General features: G+C 69.7%; 15 protein-coding genes. 4 read left to right on the top strand and 11 right to left on the bottom strand.

Going from position 1 to position 20,060, the window contains the following annotated elements; genetic code table 11:
- The first annotated feature begins 36 nt into the window (after positions 1 to 36).
- Positions 37 to 696 (top strand): endonuclease V, encoded by a 660-nt coding sequence (locus tag ACWCPQ_RS25870; protein WP_449903339.1) that lies wholly within the window; start codon positions 37 to 39, stop codon positions 694 to 696.
- A gap of 55 nt (positions 697 to 751) precedes the next feature.
- Here the strand turns inward: ACWCPQ_RS25870 and proB are convergent, their stop codons facing one another.
- The 9 genes from proB to ACWCPQ_RS25825 form a co-directional block, all read right to left on the bottom strand.
- A complete protein-coding gene (proB, locus tag ACWCPQ_RS25865; protein WP_449903447.1) occupies positions 752 to 1,867 on the bottom strand; it encodes a glutamate 5-kinase in 1,116 nt (371 codons plus the stop codon).
- A 45-nt stretch (positions 1,868 to 1,912) separates the two neighbouring features.
- Entirely contained in the window at positions 1,913 to 3,370 is a 1,458-nt protein-coding gene (obgE, locus tag ACWCPQ_RS25860) for a GTPase ObgE (RefSeq protein ID WP_449903337.1), read from the bottom strand.
- A gap of 102 nt (positions 3,371 to 3,472) precedes the next feature.
- Positions 3,473 to 3,739: a 50S ribosomal protein L27 gene (rpmA, locus tag ACWCPQ_RS25855; RefSeq protein WP_030523232.1), complete on the bottom strand. Its 267-nt coding sequence runs from the start codon at positions 3,737 to 3,739 to the stop codon at positions 3,473 to 3,475.
- A 46-nt stretch (positions 3,740 to 3,785) separates the two neighbouring features.
- Positions 3,786 to 4,097, bottom strand: coding sequence for a 50S ribosomal protein L21 (gene rplU, locus ACWCPQ_RS25850; protein WP_068046299.1), 312 nt, complete (start codon positions 4,095 to 4,097; stop codon positions 3,786 to 3,788).
- Positions 4,098 to 4,453: 356 nt separating this feature from the next.
- Positions 4,454 to 8,053, bottom strand: a complete 3,600-nt coding sequence (locus ACWCPQ_RS25845) for a translation initiation factor IF-2 N-terminal domain-containing protein (protein WP_449903334.1) — start codon at positions 8,051 to 8,053, stop codon at positions 4,454 to 4,456.
- A 404-nt stretch (positions 8,054 to 8,457) separates the two neighbouring features.
- Positions 8,458 to 8,874 (bottom strand): nucleoside-diphosphate kinase, encoded by a 417-nt coding sequence (ndk, locus tag ACWCPQ_RS25840; protein ID WP_449903331.1) that lies wholly within the window; start codon positions 8,872 to 8,874, stop codon positions 8,458 to 8,460.
- Between the two features lie 137 nt (positions 8,875 to 9,011).
- Entirely contained in the window at positions 9,012 to 9,434 is a 423-nt protein-coding gene (locus tag ACWCPQ_RS25835) for a DUF4233 domain-containing protein (protein ID WP_449903329.1), read from the bottom strand.
- A gap of 234 nt (positions 9,435 to 9,668) precedes the next feature.
- Positions 9,669 to 11,129, bottom strand: coding sequence for a bifunctional tetrahydrofolate synthase/dihydrofolate synthase (gene folC, locus ACWCPQ_RS25830; RefSeq protein ID WP_449903327.1), 1,461 nt, complete (start codon positions 11,127 to 11,129; stop codon positions 9,669 to 9,671).
- The gene (locus tag ACWCPQ_RS25825) at positions 11,126 to 13,804 is read right to left on the bottom strand and encodes a valine--tRNA ligase (protein WP_449903324.1); all 2,679 of its coding nucleotides are present in this window, start codon (positions 13,802 to 13,804) and stop codon (positions 11,126 to 11,128) included. Before ACWCPQ_RS25825 ends, folC begins: the two co-directional genes overlap by 4 nt.
- A 642-nt stretch (positions 13,805 to 14,446) precedes the next feature.
- On the opposite strand from ACWCPQ_RS25825, the gene ACWCPQ_RS25820 reads away from it, so the two are divergent.
- Positions 14,447 to 15,169, top strand: coding sequence for an AAA family ATPase (locus tag ACWCPQ_RS25820; RefSeq protein WP_449903322.1), 723 nt, complete (start codon positions 14,447 to 14,449; stop codon positions 15,167 to 15,169).
- Positions 15,170 to 15,179: 10 nt separating this feature from the next.
- Here the strand turns inward: ACWCPQ_RS25820 and ACWCPQ_RS25815 are convergent, their stop codons facing one another.
- Together ACWCPQ_RS25815 and ACWCPQ_RS25810 are read right to left on the bottom strand one after the other, a co-directional pair.
- Positions 15,180 to 16,109, bottom strand: a complete 930-nt coding sequence (locus ACWCPQ_RS25815; protein ID WP_449903319.1) for a diacylglycerol kinase family protein — start codon at positions 16,107 to 16,109, stop codon at positions 15,180 to 15,182.
- The gene (locus ACWCPQ_RS25810) at positions 16,106 to 17,683 is read right to left on the bottom strand and encodes an FAD-binding oxidoreductase (RefSeq protein ID WP_449903445.1); all 1,578 of its coding nucleotides are present in this window, start codon (positions 17,681 to 17,683) and stop codon (positions 16,106 to 16,108) included. The genes ACWCPQ_RS25815 and ACWCPQ_RS25810 overlap by 4 nt, the downstream gene beginning before the upstream one ends.
- Before the next feature lie 80 nt (positions 17,684 to 17,763).
- On the opposite strand from ACWCPQ_RS25810, the gene ACWCPQ_RS25805 reads away from it, so the two are divergent.
- Together ACWCPQ_RS25805 and ACWCPQ_RS25800 are read left to right on the top strand one after the other, a co-directional pair.
- Positions 17,764 to 18,402 (top strand): TetR/AcrR family transcriptional regulator, encoded by a 639-nt coding sequence (locus ACWCPQ_RS25805; RefSeq protein WP_449903316.1) that lies wholly within the window; start codon positions 17,764 to 17,766, stop codon positions 18,400 to 18,402.
- Positions 18,403 to 18,504: 102 nt separating this feature from the next.
- Complete coding sequence (locus ACWCPQ_RS25800; protein WP_449903313.1) at positions 18,505 to 20,058, top strand: glycerol-3-phosphate dehydrogenase/oxidase; 1,554 nt, start codon at positions 18,505 to 18,507, stop codon at positions 20,056 to 20,058.
- Positions 20,059 to 20,060: the final 2 nt, after the last annotated feature.

Below are 20,060 nucleotides of genomic sequence, written 5' to 3'. Positions count from 1 at the left end.
GATCGCCGGCGGTGCCGGGCCCGATAGGCTTCGAGCATGGTGCGGGTGCGGCAGATGCACGAGTGGGCGGTGAGCGAGGACGAGGCCGTCGCAGTCCAGCGGCGGCTGCGGGATCTGGTCCAGGTGGGTGACGACCACGGCCCGGTCCGGTGGGCGGCCGGACTGGATGTGGCCTATCGCGATCCCGATATCGCGATAGGGGTGGTCACCGTACTCGATGTAGAGTCCCTCACCGTCGTGGACCAGGCGGTTGTCCGGGAACGTATCGAATTCCCCTACATCTCTGGACTTTTCGCCTTTCGCGAGATCCCCCCGCTGACCCGCGCACTGGAATCACTGCGAATCGAACCGGATGTGCTGGTCTGCGACGGTCACGGCCTGGCCCATCCGCGCCGCTTCGGACTCGCGGCCCATCTCGGCGTACTCACCGACCTGCCCAGTATCGGCGTCGCCAAGAAACCCTTCGGCGACCACACCGAACCCGGCCCGGCGCGCGGTGATTCGAGCCCGGTCACCTCCGACGGTGAGACGGTCGGCCGGGCCCTGCGCACCCAGCCCGGAGTCAAACCACTGTTCGTCTCGGTCGGACATCGCTTCACCCTGGCATCCGCCTGCGCGCTGGTATTACGGCTCGCCCCGCGCTACCGCCTGCCGGAAACCACCCGCACCGCCGACCATCTGGGCCGCATCGCCTGAGCCCGCGCGGTTACCGGACGGCTCCGGCGTCACCGAGCTACCGGAGAACGCGCCGTCAGACCCGTACCAGATCGTCGGCGTGGATCACCGGGCGCTGCATACCGTCCGGCAGTTCCCGGGTGGACCGGCCCAGCACGGTGGCGAGCTCGGCGGCGTCGTATTCCACGACACCACGGGCCACGACCGTCCGATCCGGGCCCACCAGATCCACCACGTCTCCGCCGTGGAAACGCCCCCGGACTCCGACTATTCCCGCCGCGAGCAGGGACCGCCGGGCACCGGCCACCGCTTCGACAGCACCCGAGTCGATGAGGATCGCGCCCCGGCTGTCGGCGGCGTGCCGCACCCAGAACCGGCGGGCCGACAACCGCACCGAGCGGGCCGCGAAGGCGGTTCCGACCGAACCGGTTCCGAGCGCTTCGGCCGCCTCGGCGGCCGCGGCCAGCAGTACCGGCACTCCGGCGTCGGCCGCCAGCCTGGCCGCCGATAATTTGGAGGCCATCCCACCGGTCCCGAGTACCCCGCCGCTACCGGCGATCACCCCGTCGAGATCGGCGCTGCTGCGCACTTCGCCGATGAAATTCGCACTGCCTTTACGCGGATCACCGTCGTAGAGACCCGCCACATCGGAGAGCAGGAACAGCGCGTCGGCACCCACCAGATGCGCCACCAGCGCGGCGAGCCGGTCGTTGTCGCCGAATCGGATCTCCTCGGTGGCGACGGTGTCGTTCTCGTTCACCACCGCGACCGCACCGAGCGACCGCAACCGGTCGAGGGTCCGCTGCGCGTTGCGATGGTGTTCCCGGCGGGCGAAATCGTCGGCACTGAGCAGAATCTGGCCGACAGTGCGGTCGTAGCGGGCGAACGAGGTGCCCCAGGCATGGACGAGCGCGAGCTGCCCCACACTGGCCGCGGCCTGTTTCGTGGCGAGGTCACGCGGGCGACGCGCCAATCCGAGCGGAGCCAGGCCCGCACCGATCGCACCGGACGATACGACGACCACATCGGATCCGGAGCGCATCCGGGCCTCGATCGCATCGGCGAGCCGGTCCAGGCGGGCGATATCGAGTCCGCCGGACAGACTGGTGAGGGCCGAGGAGCCGATCTTCACCACTACGCGCCGGGCGCCGGCAATCGAACGCCGCGCCTCACTGAGTTCTGCCGGAACCAAGGTCACGGCCGTGCCCCTGCCCCGCGGTTACCCTGGTTCACCTGCCTACTCCTCGCCTTCCTCGTCCACCAGTCCGCGCCGCACCCGCGACGCGTGCTTACGTTCGGCCGCACTCACACGGTCGGTCTGTTCGAGCCGGATATCGGTCCCCCGGCCGGTGGGCACCATATCGGTGCCCGCGGCGATCTGCGGTTCCCAGTCGAAGGTCACCTCGCCGATGGTCACCGGCGCGCCCGGCTCGGCCCCGAGTCGCACCAGTTCGTCCTCGACTCCGAGACGAGCCAGCCGGTCGGCGAGATATCCGACGGCCTCGTCGTTGTCGAACTGGGTCTGGCGCACCCAGCGTTCGGGGCGGGTACCGCGCACGATGAAACCGCCCGGCTCGTCCGGATCGGCCCGGACGGTGAATCCGGAATCGTCCACCGGTACCGGCCGGATCACCGGCCGCTTGGGCTCGGCGGCGGGATGCGCGTCCCGATAGGCCTGCACCAGTTCGGCGAGCGCGAAGGTCAGTTGTCGTAGCCCGGAGTGCGCGACGGCGGAGATCCGGAACACCGGCCAGCCGCGTTCCTTCAGCTCGGGCGTCACCAGATCGGCGAGGTCCTCGGCATCGGGCACATCGACCTTGTTGAGGATCACCACGCGAGGCCGGTCGGCGAGATCGCCGAGGCTCACATCACCACGCAGGGCCGGTTTGTAGGCGGCCAGTTCGGCCTCGAGGGCGTCGATATCGGAGAGCGGGTCGCGACCCGGCTCCAGGGTCGCGAGATCGACCACATGTGCCAGCACCGCGCAACGTTCCAGATGGCGGAGAAAGTCCAGCCCCAGACCGCGACCGTCACTGGCACCCGGGATCAGGCCGGGCACATCGGCGACCGTGAAGGTGGTATCGCCCGCGCTCACGACACCGAGATTGGGCACCAGGGTGGTGAAAGGATAGTCGGCGATCTTCGGTTTGGCGGCGGACAGCACCGAGACCAGCGAAGACTTTCCCGCGGAGGGGAACCCGACCAGCCCCACATCGGCGACGGATTTGAGTTCGAGCACCACATCGTGGGCCGCGCCCTCCTCGCCGAGCAGCGCGAACCCGGGCGCCTTCCGGGCACGGGAGACCAGGGCCGCGTTCCCCAGCCCGCCCCGACCACCCTTGGCCACGACGAACCGGTTACCGTCGCCCACCAGATCCATCAGGACCTCGCCGTCGGCATCCAGGACCACGGTCCCGTCCGGAACCTTCAGCAGCAGCTCCCCGCCCTTCTTCCCGTCCCGGTTCCCGCCCTCACCGGGTTTACCGTTACCGGCCTTGGCGTGCGGATGGAAGTGGAAGTCCAGCAGAGTGTGCACATTGGCGTCCACCTCGAGGATCACGTCCCCGCCGTTACCGCCGTTACCGCCGTCGGGCCCACCCAGCGGTTTGAACTTCTCCCGGTGCACCGACGCACAGCCGTGCCCGCCGTTACCGGCACGGACATGAAGAACGACACGGTCGATGAACTTGGCCATGGCCGGATCATCCTCCTCAGGGGGATCGGGGGGTGGAAACGCGAAAAGCGGGCCGAGGGTTTGTCACCCTGACCCGCTCGCTGTGGTGGAGTCGTCAGCCGGTCAGGCTTCGACCGGCTCCGGAACCACGATGTTGACGGTCTTACGACCCCGCTTGCTACCGAACTCGACGGCACCCGCCTCGAGCGCGAACAGGGTGTCGTCACCGCCGCGGCCGACATTGACGCCGGGGTGGAAGTGGGTGCCGCGCTGCCGCACCAGGATCTCGCCGGCCTTGACCGACTGCCCGCCGAAACGCTTCACGCCGAGCCGCTTGGCATTGGAATCGCGGCCGTTCCGGGAGCTGGATGCGCCCTTCTTATGTGCCATTGCTGATACTCCTTCAGCGCGGGACTGTGCAGCCCTGCGGGGGTGGTTACTTGATGCCGGTGACCTTCAGGACCGTCAGCGGCTGACGGTGGCCCTGGCGCTTGTGGTAGCCGGTCTTGTTCTTGAACTTGTGGATGCGGATCTTCGGGCCCTTGGTCTGCTCGACCACCTCGGCCGACACCGAAACCTTCGCGAGCTTGTCGGCTGCGGTGGTGAGCTCGGCGCCATCGACGACGAGCACCGGCGACAGTGCCACGGAGGTGCCCGGCGCACCCTCGATCTTCTCGACCTTCACCAGGTCACCGACCGCGACCTTGTACTGCTTTCCGCCGGTCTTGACGATCGCGTACGTTGCCATCGGTCGGCTGCCCTTCTTCCTTTAGTGCTCGGCACTCGTTCACACGGTAGTACCTCGGTTTCGCACCGGGGTTCACCGCACGACTGGTCTGATAATCCGCCGCCTCGGCCACTGGTGGCTCTCGGTATCGGGAACCGGCCACGGAACAGCACATGCTGTCGCCGGGCAGCGACTGCCAAGATTACAGGATGCCGGTACATGCGACCAAACCGGTCCCCTGCTACCCCCCGGCCGGACCGCCGTACCGCGGGAACCGATGTGGCGCGGCCACCGGGCCGGGCTCGGCAGCACCCTGCCGTACCCCGACGCGCGAGTGCCCGGCCCGCATTCCGCGGGCCGGGCACTCGGCGCCCGAATCAGTTCTGCTCGTCGACCGGCGGCCCGGACGGACGTCCCGCGGCCCGCCGGCGCACCCGGCGCACCGGGACCTCGGGCTCGGGCACATCGGCCACGAAATCGGCGGCCGGCGCGGCGGGCTGATCGGCCGCGGACAGGACGAATACCGCTCCCGCGCTGTCGGCGGCCGGAGCCGAGGTCGAGCGGGCGACGCGACGCCGCCTGGTCCGGCTCTCCGGAACACCGTCACCGGCCGTTTCCGGTACACCGGTATCCGCGTCGACCGGCGCCGCGGCGGGCTCCGCCGGGTGGGCAGTACCGTTCGACGCCGCGGCCAGACCGTTGCGCTCGGCGACGGGTGCGATCTCATCGGCCGCCGCACCCGCTGCGGGGCGCTCCGCCGCTGCGGACGCCGCGTCCTCGGCGGCCTCCGGCTCGGGAGCGGTCGGCCCGCTCTCGGCGACGGTCACCGCCGGTTCGCCGACGGCGGATTCCTTCGTAGCGGACTCGGCCACCGCGGACTCCGCGGTGGCGGGCTCGGTGACAGCGGACTCGGCGGCTGCCGGCTCGGCACCCTCGGCCCCGCCCGCACCACTGCCGTTCAGTTCCGCGGCCGACGTCCGGCCGGCCGCGCCGGCCGACCGCCGGACCCGGCTCCGGCGGCGACGCGGTTCGGGCGCCGCCTCGGCGTCCTTGTCGCCGCCGGGCGCGGTCTCGGCCGATTCGGCCGCCGACTCGGCACCCTCGGCTTCGGCCCGCGAAGCCTTCTTCGCGGAATCCGGCTTCCGGGTCTCGGCCGGTGCCTCCTGGGTCTCGTCGCCCTCCGGATGATGAGCGGCCATCGCCAGCGCCACGGGATGGGCGCGTTTGGCCGCCGCCTCCTCCTCCGAGAGCTCCGGCGCGGCGGTCTGCTGCTGGGCAGCGGGTGCCGCGGCGGCCGGCTTGTCCCGGTTGCGGCGACGCCGCGAACCCGATTCACGGCCACGGCCGGATCCCTCGTCCGAACCCGACGGCTCCACGGGATAGCTGTGCACCAGGATGCCGCGGCCGTGGCAATGCTCACAGGTCGAGGAGAACGCCTCCACCAGCCCGGTCCCGAGCTTCTTGCGGGTCATCTGGACCAGGCCCAGCGAGGTCACCTCGGAGACCTGATGGCGAGTGCGGTCGCGGCCCAGTGCCTCGGTGAGACGGCGCAGCACCAGGTCGCGGTTGGACTCGAGCACCATATCGATGAAGTCGACCACGATCATGCCGCCGATATCGCGCAGCCGCATCTGGCGGACGATCTCCTCGGCCGCCTCCAGATTGTTCCTGGTGACCGTTTCCTCCAGGTTGCCGCCGCCGGAGCCGGTGAACTTGCCGGTGTTGACGTCGACCACTGTCATCGCCTCGGTGCGGTCGATCACCAGGGTGCCGCCCGAGGGCAGCCACACCTTGCGGTCGAGTGCCTTGGCCAGCTGTTCGTCGATCCGGAAGGTCTCGAACACGTCGGCGCCGGTGCTCTCGTGCCGGGAGACCCGGGCGAGCAGATCCGGTGCGACGGTCCCGATGTAGTTCTCGACGGTGTTCCACGAGCGCTCGCCCTCGATCACCAGCTTCGAGAAGTCTTCGTTGAACAGATCCCGCACGACCTTGACCAGCAGGTCCGGCTCTTCGTAGAGGGTCTTCGGCGCGCCCGACTCGTTCTCGGCCGCCGCGGTGATCTTGCGCCACGCCGTCTGCAGCCGTTCCACGTCGCGGGTGAGCTCGGCTTCGCTCACACCCTCGGATGCGGTCCGGATGATGACTCCGGCGTCGGCCGGGACGATCTCCCGCAGGATCTCCTTGAGCCGTTTGCGCTCGGTATCGGGCAGTTTGCGGCTGATCCCGGTGGAGGTGCCGCCGGGCACGTACACGAGGAAGCGCCCGGCCAGGCTGATCTGTGTGGTGAGCCGGGCGCCCTTGTGGCCGACCGGATCCTTGCTCACCTGGACCAGCACCTGGTCACCGGGTTTGAGAGCCTGTTCGATCTTGCGTTCCCGACCGCCCAGCCCGGCGGCCTCCCAATTGACCTCACCGGCGTAGAGCACACCGTTGCGGCCCCGGCCGATATCGACGAACGCGGCCTCCATACTCGGCAGCACGTTCTGCACCTTGCCCAGGTAGACATTGCCCACCATGGATGCCGAGCCGGTACTGGTGACGAAATGCTCGACCAGGATGTTGTCCTCGAGCACAGCGACCTGGGTGGCGGCCGGATGTCCCGGGAACTCCTTCTCGCGGACGACCATCACCCGGTCCACGGCCTCACGCCGGGCCAGGAACTCCGATTCGGTGAGGATCGGCGGGCGGCGGCGACCGGCCTCGCGGCCGTCGCGCCGACGCTGCCGCTTGGCCTCGAGCCGGGTGGAACCGGTGATGCCCTGGACTTCGTCCACGGCCGGACGAGAACGGGTCTTGTTCCGCGGTTCCCGCTCGTGGACGACCGTATTGGGCGGATCGTCCTCGGACGGCTCGCTCTCCCCGGACTCGCCGCCGACTTTACGGCGGCGCCGCCGCCGGCGCCGCCGGCTGGCACCGCTCTCGGAGTCCTCCCCCGCACCGCCGGACTCCTCGGCACCGGATTCGTCGCTCTCACCGGCTTCGGCGGTCGTCTCGCCGGTTTCGGTGGACTCGTCGGAGTCGGTGCTCGCGTCGTCCTCGGTATCGGTGTCATCGGAGTCGGACTGCTGCTCGCCCCGGCCCCGGCCGCGGCCGCGGCGGCCACGACGGCGACGCCGCGGCTGGTCGTCGGAATCACCCTGATCGGACTGGTCGTCGGAATCGGCACCGGTGTCGGTATCCGATTCGGTACCCGATTCGGATTCAGGCTGCGGTTCCGGTTCGGGCTTACGCCGGCGGCGCGGCTGTTCGGCCGCGGCGGCGTCAGGGGACAGGAACAGCGGTGCCGCGACGAAGGCGGACTCGAAGACGACAGGTTCGACCGAGGCGGGTTCGTCGGGAACCGGGCTGGCGAACAGGTTGAACGCCGCAGTGAAGGCGGGCGGCGGTGTGATCGGCGCGGCGGGGGTAGTGGCCGGGGTCTCCGCCGGCTCGGCCGACGCCGTAACGGGCGTCGCGGCCTCCCCGGCTTCCGCGGCGGCAGCCGGGGGCTGCTCGGGCGTGGCGGTGGCGGTGGTATCCGAGCCCGCGGCGACACCCGCGGCCGCGGGTGTCGCGGCAGCCGGTGACACGGCCGGTTGCGTCTCGATGCCAGGGGTTTGCCCGGCACCGGCGCCCGACTGCGCGGCCGGGGTCTGTTCCGGCTCCTCGGCCAGCGGGGCGGGCGGCACTGCGCCCGCTGCGGCAGGCACAGCGCCTCCGGCGGTATCCGGGCCCGCCGTCGTACCGGTGGGCTCGAACAGACCGGGTTCGGCGGGGGTGAGTTCGGGCGGAGCGGTCAGTGATTCGCGCACCGACTCCGCGACGGCCCGGTCCACGCTCGATTGCGGGCTACGGGCCTCGGTCCCGAGTTCGCTGAGTTTGGCCAGGATGCGCTTACTGGTCACGCCGAGCCGTTTGGCCAGGGCATGTACTCGGATTCGCTCCGGCAAGTGATCGTCGTCCTGTGATGTTGTGTCCAGCGGCTCTTGATCGGCCACGAAGTCTCCTCGGGCCCCCGGGCGCGTTCCTCAACGAGTGACGCGGCCGTCGCGGGGACGCTTTCCGTCCGCCTCGCGCGGTTGGCACGAGGTCAATGGTCTCGCCCCGCGTGCCCGGTTATCTCCACTATCGAACGTCGGTCGGGCTAACTGGCCACGCGGCGCCTGGCATCTGGCTGAACTCCGCGGTACGAGCCCTCGCCCAGCGCGCCGGGCAGACGCAGCCCAGAAATCCGGCTGTACGTCCGCGGCAGCGGTGGCGGCATCGTTCCGCAGTGTGTCATCCGGCCGCGCCCACTCTGAGCGCAACCGAGTACCAGTATCCCATACCGTGCGCCAGGTGTTCGCCGTGGCGCCGTGCGAGGTACTCGCGCGGCTCCGGTCGGCCCGACGCCGGACAGTGATCAGAGCGGGAATTCGGGGAACCAGAGGGAGATTTCGCGCTTGGCGGACTCGGGCGAGTCCGACCCGTGCACCAGGTTGTACTGGGTCTCGAGACCCAGGTCGCCACGGATACTGCCGGGCGCGGCCTTCTCCACCGGGTCGGTGCCGCCGGCCAGCTGCCGGAAGGCGGCGATGGCGCGCGGCCCTTCCAGAACGGCCGCGACCACCGGGCCGGAGGTGATGAACTCGATCAGCGAGCCGTAGAACGGCTTCTCCGCGTGCTCGGCGTAGTGGGCGCCGGCCAGTTCCTCGGTCACCTGTTTGAGCTCGAGGGCCGCGATGGTCAGACCCTTGCGCTCGATACGGTTCAGCACTTCGCCGACGTAGCCACGGGCCACACCGTCCGGTTTGATCAGAATCAATGTCTGCTCTGTCACGCGGTCAGCCTAATGGGCGACGGCAGGCGGGGCCCAACCGCAGTCCGCACCCGGCGGCTACGCCGATCGCGGCCCGCCTGACCGGGCACCTCCCCGGCCGGCCCGCACCCGTCGCGAGATACGTACCGGATGCCCGGTCAGGAACCGCCGGGAGCCTGCTGGCTGGGCAGCGTGCCGGCCTCCAGCCGCCGTTTCACATCCGCGCGCAACAGCAGAATGCCCGCCCAGACCGCGAGGAAGACCACACCGATGACCGCGATCGAGAGATGGAACACCCCGGCGATCAGCACCAGCACCTGCAGGCCCAGGTTGAACGGGATCGCCCAGGAACGGCGCTGCAGCCCCGCCCCCGCGATCATCAACAGCGCCAGCACCACGAGATAGGTGCCCGATACCCAGGTGACACCACCGGCGATATCGGCGACGACGGGCAGCGCCAGCAGCACCGTGATCGCCTCGAGCACCAGGGCGCCGGCCATCACACCCCGCAGCCCCTTCCAAGGGTCGGGCGGGGCCGGGGCGGCCGCCGCCGCGGGGCCGGGCGTTTCGGGCTCACTCATGCTGTTCCTTGTCGTCGGCGTCGCCTCGGGCGGCGCGGGGCCGGGGCAGCCGCGCGCTCGGGCCTCGCGGGGTCCGCTCCCCGGCCGCGATCGGGCCGGAAGCCGGGATCGGCACGGGCACCGGGTGGCATATCGCACGGCCACCGATCACCCGGGCGGCCGGTGACCCCGGCCGTGACCCGAACCCGGGTCCGGGCGAACCGGGACGGTCCGCTCGGTCACCGGTCGGCGACATCACGCCGGTTCCTTCCCGAACAGCGCTCGCGCGGCTCCTGCCGTCACCACCGACCCGGTGACCACCACACCCGCGCCGGACACCATCTCCCCCGCCTCACCGACCTCCTCGGCGAGCGCGACGGCGGTTTCCAGCGCATCGGGTAGCGAGTTCGCGGTGACCACGCGTTCGTCGCCGAATCGCTGGACGGCCAGGTCGGCCAGCTGGTCCACCGGCAGCGCGCGCGGGGACCCGTTGGTGGTCACCACGATCTCGTCGAACACCGGTTCGAGGGCACCGAGGATTCCGGCGACATCCTTGTCCGCCAGGACCGCGACGACCCCGACCAGTTTGCGGAAATCGAACTCGGAGGTCAGCGTCGCGGCGAGGGCCGCGGCACCGGCCGGATTATGGGCGGCGTCGATGAAGAGGGTGGGTGCGTTGCGCATCCGCTCGAGGCGACCGGGGCCGGTGACGTCGGCGAAACCCGCGCGGACCGCGTCGATATCCAGCTGCCGTTGCGCCCCGGCACCGAAGAACGCCTCCACCGCGGCCAGCGCCAGGGCCGCGTTGTGGGCCTGGTGCTCACCGTGCAGGGGCAGGAAGATCTCGTCGTACACCCCGCCCAACCCCTGCAGTTCCAGCTGCTGCCCACCCACGGCGATCCGCCGCCCCAGCACCTGGAACTCCGAACCGGCCCGCGCCACCGCGGCGTCGACCTCGACGGCCCGGCGCAGCAGTACCTCCAGGGCTTCGGGATCCTGCTCGGCGATGATCGCGACCGTATCGGTGGGAACCAGCGATTCGGGGGCGCGTTTGATGATCCCGGCCTTCTCCTTGGCAATCGAGGTGAGATCGGGGCCGAGATAGTCGGTGTGATCGAGGCCGATGGGAGTGATGACCGCGACCTGCGCGTCGATCACATTGGTGGCATCCCAGGTACCGCCCATTCCGGTTTCCACCACTGCCACGTCCACCGGCGCCTCCGCGAACGCCGCGTAGGCCATGGCGGTGAGCACCTCGAACTTGCTCATCGCCGGGCCGCCCGCGGTCGCCGACTGGGCGTCGATCATCTCGATATAGGGCTGCATCTCCCGGTACAGCTCGACATAGCGGGCCGGGGAGATCGGCCGGTTGTCGATACTGATCCGCTCGGTCGCCAACTGAAGATGAGGGCTGGTGATCCGGCCGGTGCGGCGGTGCAGGGCGGTGAGCAGCGAATCGATCATCCTGGTCACCGACGTCTTACCGTTGGTGCCGGCGATATGGATCGCCGGGAAGCCGTGCTGCGGTGCGCCCAGTACGTCCATCAGGGTGGCGATCCGGGTCAGCGACGGTTCGATCTTGGTTTCCGGCCAGCGCCGATCGAGTTCGGCCTCGACCAGCGCCATTTCCGCCAGCTCCACCGGCGAGGGCCCGGTGCCGAGCCGGGCGCCCCCGTGCAGGGGCTCCGGCTCGGAATTGTCGCCGTGGGCGTTCATTTGCCGCTCAGCTCGGCCAGCCGGGACCCGATCCGTTCCACCTCGGCCGCGGCGACCTCACGCCGCCCGCGGATCTTGTCCACGACCGGTTCCGGAGCCTTGGCGAGGAACGCCTCGTTACCGAGTTTGGCCTCGGTACCCGCCAGCTCCTTCTGCGCGACCGCCAGATCCTTCTCCAGCCGGCGACGCTCGGCCGCGAGATCCACCGTGCCCGAGGTGTCGACCTCGACGGTCACCGTGGCACCGCTCAGTCGCACCTCCACCGAGGCGGTGGCCGCGAAATCCGTGCCCGGTTCGGTGAGCCGGCCCAGCGCGCTCACCTCGGGATACAGATGCGCCAGACCCGCCGAATCCAGGCCGAGCACCCGGGCCGCGACCTTCTGCTTGTCGTTCAGACCCTGATCGCTGCGGAACCGGCGGATCTCGGTGACCAGCCGCTGCAGGTCGGCGATCCGTTGCGCGGCACCGCTATCGGCCGGTGTCCCGGTGCGCTGCGGCCACGCCGACACGACCACCGATTCCGCCCCGGTCAGCGCCTGCCACAGCGATTCGGTGACGAACGGGATCACCGGGTGCAGCAGCCGCAGCACCGCGTCCAGCACCGCGCCGAGCACGATCCGGGTGGATTCGGCCCGCTCCTCGCTCTCCGCGAACTGGACCTTGGACAGTTCCAGGTACCAATCGCAGAGCTCGTCCCAGGCGAAGTGATAGAGCGCCTCACAGGCCTTGCCGAACTCGTAGGCGTCGAACGCGGTATCCACCTCGCCGAGCACTTCGTCGAGCCGGTCGACGATCCAGCGATCGGCATCGGTCAGGGTGTCCCTGGCCGGCACGGTCCCCGGACGGGCTCCGTTCATGAGCGCGAACTTCGTCGCGTTGAACAGTTTGGTGACGAAGCTGCGCGAGGCCAGGGCGTGTGGTTCGCCGACCGAGAGATCACCGCCGGGCTGGGCACCACGGGCCAGGGTGAACCGCAACGCGTCGGCACCGTAGCTGTCGATCCACTTCAGCGGGTCGATCCCGTTGCCCCGGGATTTCGACATTTTCTTCCCGAACTGGTCGCGGATCAGGCCGTGCAGGAACACATCCCGGAACGGGACCTGATACGCGTCGTCCTTGCCGGTGGTCAGCGCCGGATCATCGGCGACGAAGGTGCCGAACATCATCATCCGGGCCACCCAGAAGAACAAGATGTCGTAACCGGTGACGAGCACACTGGTCGGATAGAACTTGGCCAGCTCCGGAGTGGCGTCCGGCCAGCCCATGGTCGAGAACGGCCACAGCCCGGAGGAGAACCAGGTGTCGAGGACATCGGGGTCCTGCACCCACCCCTCGGGAGCCTGCTCGTCCGGGCCGACGCACACGATCTCGCCCTCGGGCCCGTACCAGATCGGGATCCGGTGCCCCCACCACAGCTGCCGCGAGATACACCAGTCGTGCATATCGTCCACCCAGTCGAACCAGCGCGGTTCCTGGCTCGGTGGATGGATCACGGTATCGCCGTTGCGGACCGCGTCGCCCGCCGCCTTCGCCAGCGATTCGACCTTGACCCACCACTGCATGGACAGCCGCGGTTCGATCGCCTCCCCGCTCCGTTCGGAATGACCGACACTGTGCAGGTAGGGGCGTTTCTCGGCGACGATCCGGCCCTCGGTGGCGAGACGCTCACGGATCTTGACCCGCGCTTCGAAGCGGTCCATCCCGTCGAATTCGGTACCGGTATCGGCGATCCGGCCGCGTTCGTCCATGATCGTGGGCATCGGCAGGTTGTGCCGCAGACCCATCTCGAAGTCGTTCGGATCGTGGGCCGGTGTGATCTTCACCGCGCCGGAACCGAACTCGGGATCCACATAATCGTCGGCGATGATCGGGATCTGCCGCCCGGTGATCGGATGCTCCAGGGTGGTGCCGATCAGCGCGCGGTACCGCGGATCCTCCGGATGCACCGCGACCGCGGTGTCACCGAGCATGGTCTCCACCCGGGTGGTCGCGACCACCACATGCGGTTCGGAATCGTCGAGCGACCCGTACCGCAGCGACACCAGTTCACCTTCGACGTCCTCGTACTTGACCTCGATATCGGAGATGGCGGTGCGCAGTTCCGGCGACCAGTTCACCAGTCGCTCGGCCCGATAGATCAAACCGGCCTCGTAGAGGCGTTTGAAGATCGTCTGTACGGCGCGCGAAAGTCCCTCGTCCATGGTGAACCGATCCCGTGACCAGTCCACACTGTCGCCGAGTGCGCGCATCTGCCACTGGATCGCGCCGCCGGATTCGCGCTTCCAGTCCCAGACCTTCTGCACGAACAGTTCGCGGCCGAACTCCTCTTTGGTCTTACCGTCCACCGCGAGCTGCTTCTCCACCACGGTCTGGGTCGCGATACCCGCGTGATCCATCCCGGGCAGCCACAGCACCTCGAAACCCTGCATACGCTTGCGGCGCGCCAGGGTGTCCATCAGCGTGTGATCGAGCGCATGGCCCATATGCAGCGTGCCGGTGACATTGGGCGGCGGCAGCACGATCGAATACGCGGGCGCGGAACTGTGCGCATCCGCGGTGAAGTAACCGGCGGCTACCCAGCGCTCGTACAGGTCGGCCTCCACTTCGCCGGGATTCCAGCTCTTGGGGAGGTCATCGGCACGATTACGCGTGTTGTCAGGGGCTGCGCTGGTCACGCCGCGATTCTAGTATCTATGGCCATACCTGCGGCGCTGCGGGTCGAAGCCCTCGTAACCCCGACGCGGTGTTCACCGGCGTCGCCTCCGGCAACGCAGGCCGCAGCCCTCGTAACCCCGACTCTTCCCTCCTCCGCTCCTCCGCTTCGCTCCCCCGCTCCGTCGGTCCAGAGTCGGGGCGGGCTCCGGCCATGAATGTTCGCCGTTGAGAGAGGACGGAAGGTGGCCGGGCCCGAATCGTCACCTTCTACGAAAGACCTTCTACGAAAGTTGGCGATCGGGCGCCGGGTGACAGCATCGGCATCGAGTCGGGCCGTGAAGGCTCGGGGTACGACATGCCGGGACGCCGGTGGGCCGGGCAAGTCTCCCGGGGGCGTCCGCGGAGACCGCGTATCGATGTCCGGACCGCGCGCTACCCGCGGAGAGCCTGGAAAAAGAAAGCCGAAGGCGGAGCCTTCGGTGGATGAGGGACACCGAAGACTCCGCCTACATCAGTAAGACTACCGCCGATCCCGGCCGTCGCTACCCATCCATAAGCAATTCTCAGCTTGAGCACCGGAATTCTCAGGTGGCGACCGGTGCCGCGACCATGGCCGGACCACGCCCGGAGCCTGTGAACTTCACCGGACAAAGGCGACAATCTTGCCGAATCCGGTCCGACTGGGGACCCTGGACGGGGTGAACCCCCCGCTCGACTCCGTTCCGTTGAACCCCGCGGAATCCATCTTCCCCGAATCGGATTCGGAAATTGTCCGCCCGCGTGCCGTCGACGATCTACGGGGCCGGGCGACTCGGGAGCTCCGGTACCCGGCGAGCGCGGCCGTGTTGTTCGCCGGCATTCCCGGCGCGGGCAAGAGCACCGCGCTGCACCGGCTGTTCGGTTCCGATCCCGACGCCGAGCACGCGATACCGGGTCCCGATCACTCGATCGTGCTCGATTCCATCCATGCCCGGAACTCGTGGCGACCCCGGCTGTCCTGGGTGCCCTACCCGCTGTGGCGGCCGGTGGTGCACGTCGTGCATTTCGGCCGGATCTGGGTGGCGCTGCGTGATCACCGCGGTCCGGTGGTGATCCACGATTGCGGCACCATCGGTTTCACCCGCCGGATGCTCACGCGGTGGGCCGTGCGGCACGGCCGCGAACTGCACATGGTGCTGCTCGATGTACCGGCGACCGTCGCCCGCGCCGGGCAGTACGCGCGCGGCAGGCGGGTCGGGCGGCTGTCGTTCAACTGGCACGTCCGGCGCTGGGGGCAGATCCTGCGACGGCTGGAGAGCGGTGCCGGCCCGCGGCCGGCTCCGACCTCGGTCGTGGTACTCGACCGCGACGGTATCGACCGGCTGCGGATCCGGTTCGCCGCCTGATCCGCAGCGGTCAGGGGGTCAGCACGGTGAGCGCGCGGGGTTCGACCTGTGCGGTCAGCGGCAGCCGGCCCGCGGGTTCGCCGTCGGCGGTGGCCGGGGCACCCGGCGCGCTCAGGCTGAGGGATTCGGCACGGTACTGGGTCACCGCGGGGTGGTCGATCCGTTTACCCGCCGACAGCGCCGGCAGGATCCGCAGCATCTCCAGATGCGAGACCTTCCCGACAACTGTCACATCCAGCAGACCGTCGTCACAACGGGCGTCCGGGCAGATCAGCATCCCGCCGCCGTAGGTGGTGGTGTTCCCCACCGCCACGAGCAGTGCGTCGGTGGTGATCAGCTGCGCCGACGGCCCACCCAGTTCGATCCGGTAGGGCACGGCGATACCGTGCGCGATCTCGGCGACCGCGGCGAAGGTGTACCGGGACCGGCCTCGGGGGTAGCGCATCCGGTTGGCGCGCAGAGTGACCCGGGCGTCGAAACCGGTGCAGGTGACGGTGGCGAACCACATCGGATCGTGGCCGGCGGGCTCCAACCGGCCCAGATCGATGGTGCGCACCCGGCCGCGCCGGACGAGTTCCGCGGCGCGACCGGGCTCGTCGGCGATACCCAGCTCACGCGCCAGGTCGTTGCCGGTACCGGCCGGGACCAGAGCCAGCGGGACGCCCGAACGCGCCAGTGGATCCAGGATCGTATTGACCAGCCCGTCGCCGCCCACACAGACGACCGCGTCGGGCGCATCACCGGCCACCACCTCGCGCACCTGCTCGCGGGTGCGGGCCGCGGAGGGGGCGTGGATCTCGACGACCTCGATATCCGCGCAGGTGAGCCGGTCCACCACGGTGCGGGCGGCCTCGCGGGCCCGGCCCTGCCCGGAGGCCGGGTTGGTCACCACGGCGACCGTGCGCACCTGCCGGGGGTCCGCGTCGTTGCGGGCAGTCATGGCAGCAGTTTGCCAGGGTTGAGGATCCCGGCCGGGTCGATCTCCTTTTTCACCGCACGCAACACCCGGATGCCCAGATCGCCGATCTCGGCGGGCAACCAGGCCCGATGATCGGCACCCACGGCATGGTGGTGGGTGATGGTGGCACCTGCGGCGGCGATGGCATCACCCGCGGCGGTTTTCGCGGCCTGCCACTGGGCGATCGGCTCGTCGAGCAGCTTGGCGACCACCGTGAAATAGAGGGACGCGCCGGTCGGATAGGTATGCGAGATATGGCACATCACCAGTGCCGGTGCACCCTGGGCGGTCAGCGATTCGGTGAGAGCGGCCGTCACTTTTGTCTTGAGCTCGGCCAGCGCACTCCAGGTGGTGGCGGTTTCGAGGGTTTCGCACAGTACCCCGGCGTCGAGCAGGGCGTCGCGCAGATACGGTGCCGCGAATCGGCCGTGCTGCCACTCCCGGGCCGGTTCCGGACCGAGTTCGGTGCCACCGGCGGCGCGCAGCAGGGCCCCGGCTTCGGCGGCGCGAGCGGCGGTATGAGCGGCAGTGCCCTCGAAGGTCGTCACCGCGAGACACCCGGAAACCGATGTGCCACCGACATTCCCGGCCCGGGCCAGGTTCAGGCCGGTTTCGGCTTCGTCGGACAGGCGCAGCACCGTCGGCGCGGCACCGGTCTGCACCACCGTGCGCAGGGCAGCCGCCCCGGTCGCGAAATCCGGGAACGACCAGGCCATATGGGTGGTGGTATCCGGGGCCGGGTGGACCCGGGCCGTGACCTCGGTGAGCACCCCGAGCGCACCCTCGGAACCGACGAACAGCTCCCGCAGATCGGGACCGGCGGCCGAGGCCGGTGCCCGGCCCAGCTCGACGTCGCCGGTGGGAGTGGCGACCCGGATGCGCTGGACCATATCGTCGAACCGGCCGTAGCCCGCGGAAGCCTGGCCGGAGGACCGGGTGGCGGCGAATCCGCCGATGCTGGCGAATTCGAAACTCTGCGGGAAATGTCCGAGCGAGAGCCCGTGTTCGGCGAGCAACTGTTCGGCACGTGGACCGGTGACCCCCGCGCCGAAGGTCGCGGTGCCGGATACCGGATCGCAGTCCAGCAGCGCGTCCAGCCGCCGCAGATCCAGCGCGATCACGGTGTCGAAATCGCCACGAACCGGGTCGAGGCCGCCGACCACGCTCGTCCCACCGCCGAAGGGGACGACGGCGATGCCCTGGTCCGAGCAGTAGGCGAGCACGGCCGCCACTTCGTCGTGATCTGCGGGAAGGACCACCGCGTCGGGCGCGTCCTGCGGGGCGGGATCGCGTCGTCGTAGCAGGTCGAGAGTACTTTTTCCGCCGGCGTGCCGCAGCCGGTCGACCGATTCGGTGGAGATGCGCTCCGGGCCGACGATCCCTGCGAGACCGGCTCGCCGGTCCGGGGTGAGGACCGGCGGCCGGAGCGGCACATCGCCCTCATCGCGACGCGTCGCCGACTCCCCGGGGACTCCGAACACCTGCGTCAACAGGCCGCGGATCTGCTCGGGCAGCGGTGTGTGCCCGGAGGCGACACCCCAGGCGTCCCACACCATATCCGGTCGTTGCGCGCTCGACGCCGAGTTCACCACACGTTCGCCTTGCTCACTGGTCATGCGTTACAGTTTGACATACAATGTCAAGCAGTAACTATCAGTATGCTCAGATCGTGATCGGAGATGAGGTCGAGTCCGTGTCCACCCCCGACTCCGGCACCACGCCCGTCGAGCAGACGATCCTCGACGCGGCCCGCGATTGCGTCGCGGAATTCGGAGTCCGGCGCACCACGCTCACCGAGGTCGCCCGCCGAGCCGGTGTCAGTCGGCCGACGGTCTACCGGCGCTGGACCGACAGCCGCACCCTGGTAGCCGAGCTGCTGGTACGCGAACTGCGCGGGATCATCGCCGAGGCCATGCCGGCCGCCGGCCCCGCCCGGGACCGGCTGGTCACCGGGGTGGTGACCGGCGCCGCCGAAGTCCGGTCGAACCCGCTGTTCGGCAAGATCTTCCGCACCGATACCGACCTGATGCTGACCTACGTCTTCGGCCGGCTGGGCCGTAACCAGCGGCAATTGCTCGACCTGTTCGGCACGGGGATCCGCGAGGGCCAGGCCGACGGTTCGGTGCGCGCCGGGGAACCCGATCGGCTGGCCGCCATGGTGCTGCTGATCACCCAGTCGGCGGTGCAATCGGCGGCCACGGTCGCCCATCTGCTCGACGGGCCCGCGCTCGACACCGAACTGCGGTACTCGCTCGACAGCTATCTCGCCCCGTGATCCCACCTTCGAGGAAGGAGTAGCGCCCGGCGTATCCGGTCGCGGCCACCGGCCGCGATCTGCCCTTTCCGTCCGCCGGACGGGCGCCGTGCCGAGAACCAGATGGCCGAGAACCCATTCCCCACAGCGGGACCCGCGTTGAACGCATACCGCCGGAGCCGTGAACTCACTGCCCTCGGCGACGATCCGGATATCGACCTGTTGGTGATCGGCGGCGGCGTGACCGGCGCCGGGGTCGCACTCGACGCGGTTACCCGCGGCCTGCGCACGGTGCTGGTGGAACGCCACGATCTCGCCCACGGGACCAGCCGCTGGAGTTCGAAACTGGTGCACGGCGGCCTGCGCTATCTGGCGAGTGGGAAGGTCGCGATCGCGCACGAGAGTGCGGTGGAACGCGGAATCCTGCTGCGCCGCACCGCACCCCATCTGGTGCGACCGCTACCGCAGCTGGTCCCCCTGCTCCCGGAGATCGGGTTCGCCACCCGGACCCTGATCCGCGCGGGCTTCCTCGCCGGTGACGCCTTGCGTGCCGGCGCAGGTACCCCGGGCGCGCTGCTACCGCGATCCCGGCGGGTGACCCGGGCCGAGGCCATCCGGCTGGCGCCGACCGTACGGCAGCACGGACTTCGCGGCGGTCTGCAGGCCTGGGACGGGCAACTCGTGGACGACGCGCGACTCGTGGTGGCGCTGGCGCGCACCGCCGCCGCCCACGGCGCGACGGTACTGACCCGGGTCGCTGCCGAGGAAGCCACCGGGGACGGTGCGGTACTGCGCGACACCCTGACCGGCGAAACCCTGACGGTGCGCGCCCGTGCGGTGGTGAATGCGACCGGTGTCTGGGCGGACCAGGTCGATACCCGCATCGAGCTGCGCCCCAGCCGGGGCACCCACCTGGTCTTCGACGCCGCGGCCTTCGGCGGGCTCACCGCCGCACTGACCGTCCCGGTGCCCGGCACCATGGGCCGGTTCATCTTCGCCCTCCCGGCACCGCACGGACGGGTCTACCTGGGATTGACCGACGAAGACGCCCCGGGCCCGGTCCCCGACGAACCACGGCCCACCGGCACCGAAATCGATTTCCTGCTCGAAACCGTCAACACAGTGCTGCGGATCCCACTGACCCACAGCGATATCCGCGGTAGCTACGCAGGCCTTCGACCGCTACTGCGGACAGCGGACGACAGTACAGCCGATATCTCGCGGGAGCACGCCGTACTCACCGCACCGAACGGACTGGTGACGGTAGTCGGCGGCAAACTCACCACCTACCGCAGGATGGCGCAGGACGCCCTCGACACAGCCGTCGCGGCCGCCGGACTGCACGCGGGACCGTGCCGGACGAGAGCCCTCCCACTGGCCGGTGCGGTCGGCGGGGTGGCGCGGGACCGGCTCGCCGCACCCCAGCTCCTGATCGAACGCTACGGCGCCGAAGCCCCGGCTGTCGTCGCATTGGCCGCGGCGAATCCCGGACTTGCCGAACCAGTCGCGCCCGGCGCCGACGTACTGGCCGCGGAGTTCGCGTGGTCGCTGGAGCAGGAGGGCGCTCTCGACGCCGCCGACCTCGTGGACCGCCGCACCCGCATCGGTCTGGTTCCGGCCGACCGTACGGCGGCCCTGGCCACGGCCGAGGCGGCCGTGGCCCGGTTCACCGCCTGAGC

The organism is Nocardia sp. NPDC001965, from assembly GCF_053594175.1.
The sequence above is the reverse complement of the archived record's forward strand: the minus strand, read 5'-3'. Positions and strand labels throughout refer to the sequence as shown.

Coding starts and splice junctions, on each gene's coding strand:
- ACWCPQ_RS25870 (WP_449903339.1), top strand. CDS start 37: ATGGTGCGGGTGCGGCAGATGCACGAGTGGGCGGTGAGCGAGGACGAG.
- obgE (WP_449903337.1), bottom strand. CDS start 3,370: ATGGCCAAGTTCATCGACCGTGTCGTTCTTCATGTCCGTGCCGGTAAC.
- rpmA (WP_030523232.1), bottom strand. CDS start 3,739: ATGGCACATAAGAAGGGCGCATCCAGCTCCCGGAACGGCCGCGATTCC.
- rplU (WP_068046299.1), bottom strand. CDS start 4,097: ATGGCAACGTACGCGATCGTCAAGACCGGCGGAAAGCAGTACAAGGTC.
- ACWCPQ_RS25835 (WP_449903329.1), bottom strand. CDS start 9,434: ATGAGTGAGCCCGAAACGCCCGGCCCCGCGGCGGCGGCCGCCCCGGCC.
- folC (WP_449903327.1), bottom strand. CDS start 11,129: ATGAACGCCCACGGCGACAATTCCGAGCCGGAGCCCCTGCACGGGGGC.
- ACWCPQ_RS25815 (WP_449903319.1), bottom strand. CDS start 16,109: ATGACTGCCCGCAACGACGCGGACCCCCGGCAGGTGCGCACGGTCGCC.
- ACWCPQ_RS25810 (WP_449903445.1), bottom strand. CDS start 17,683: ATGGTGTGGGACGCCTGGGGTGTCGCCTCCGGGCACACACCGCTGCCC.
- ACWCPQ_RS25805 (WP_449903316.1), top strand. CDS start 17,764: ATGTCAAGCAGTAACTATCAGTATGCTCAGATCGTGATCGGAGATGAG.
- ACWCPQ_RS25800 (WP_449903313.1), top strand. CDS start 18,505: ATGGCCGAGAACCCATTCCCCACAGCGGGACCCGCGTTGAACGCATAC.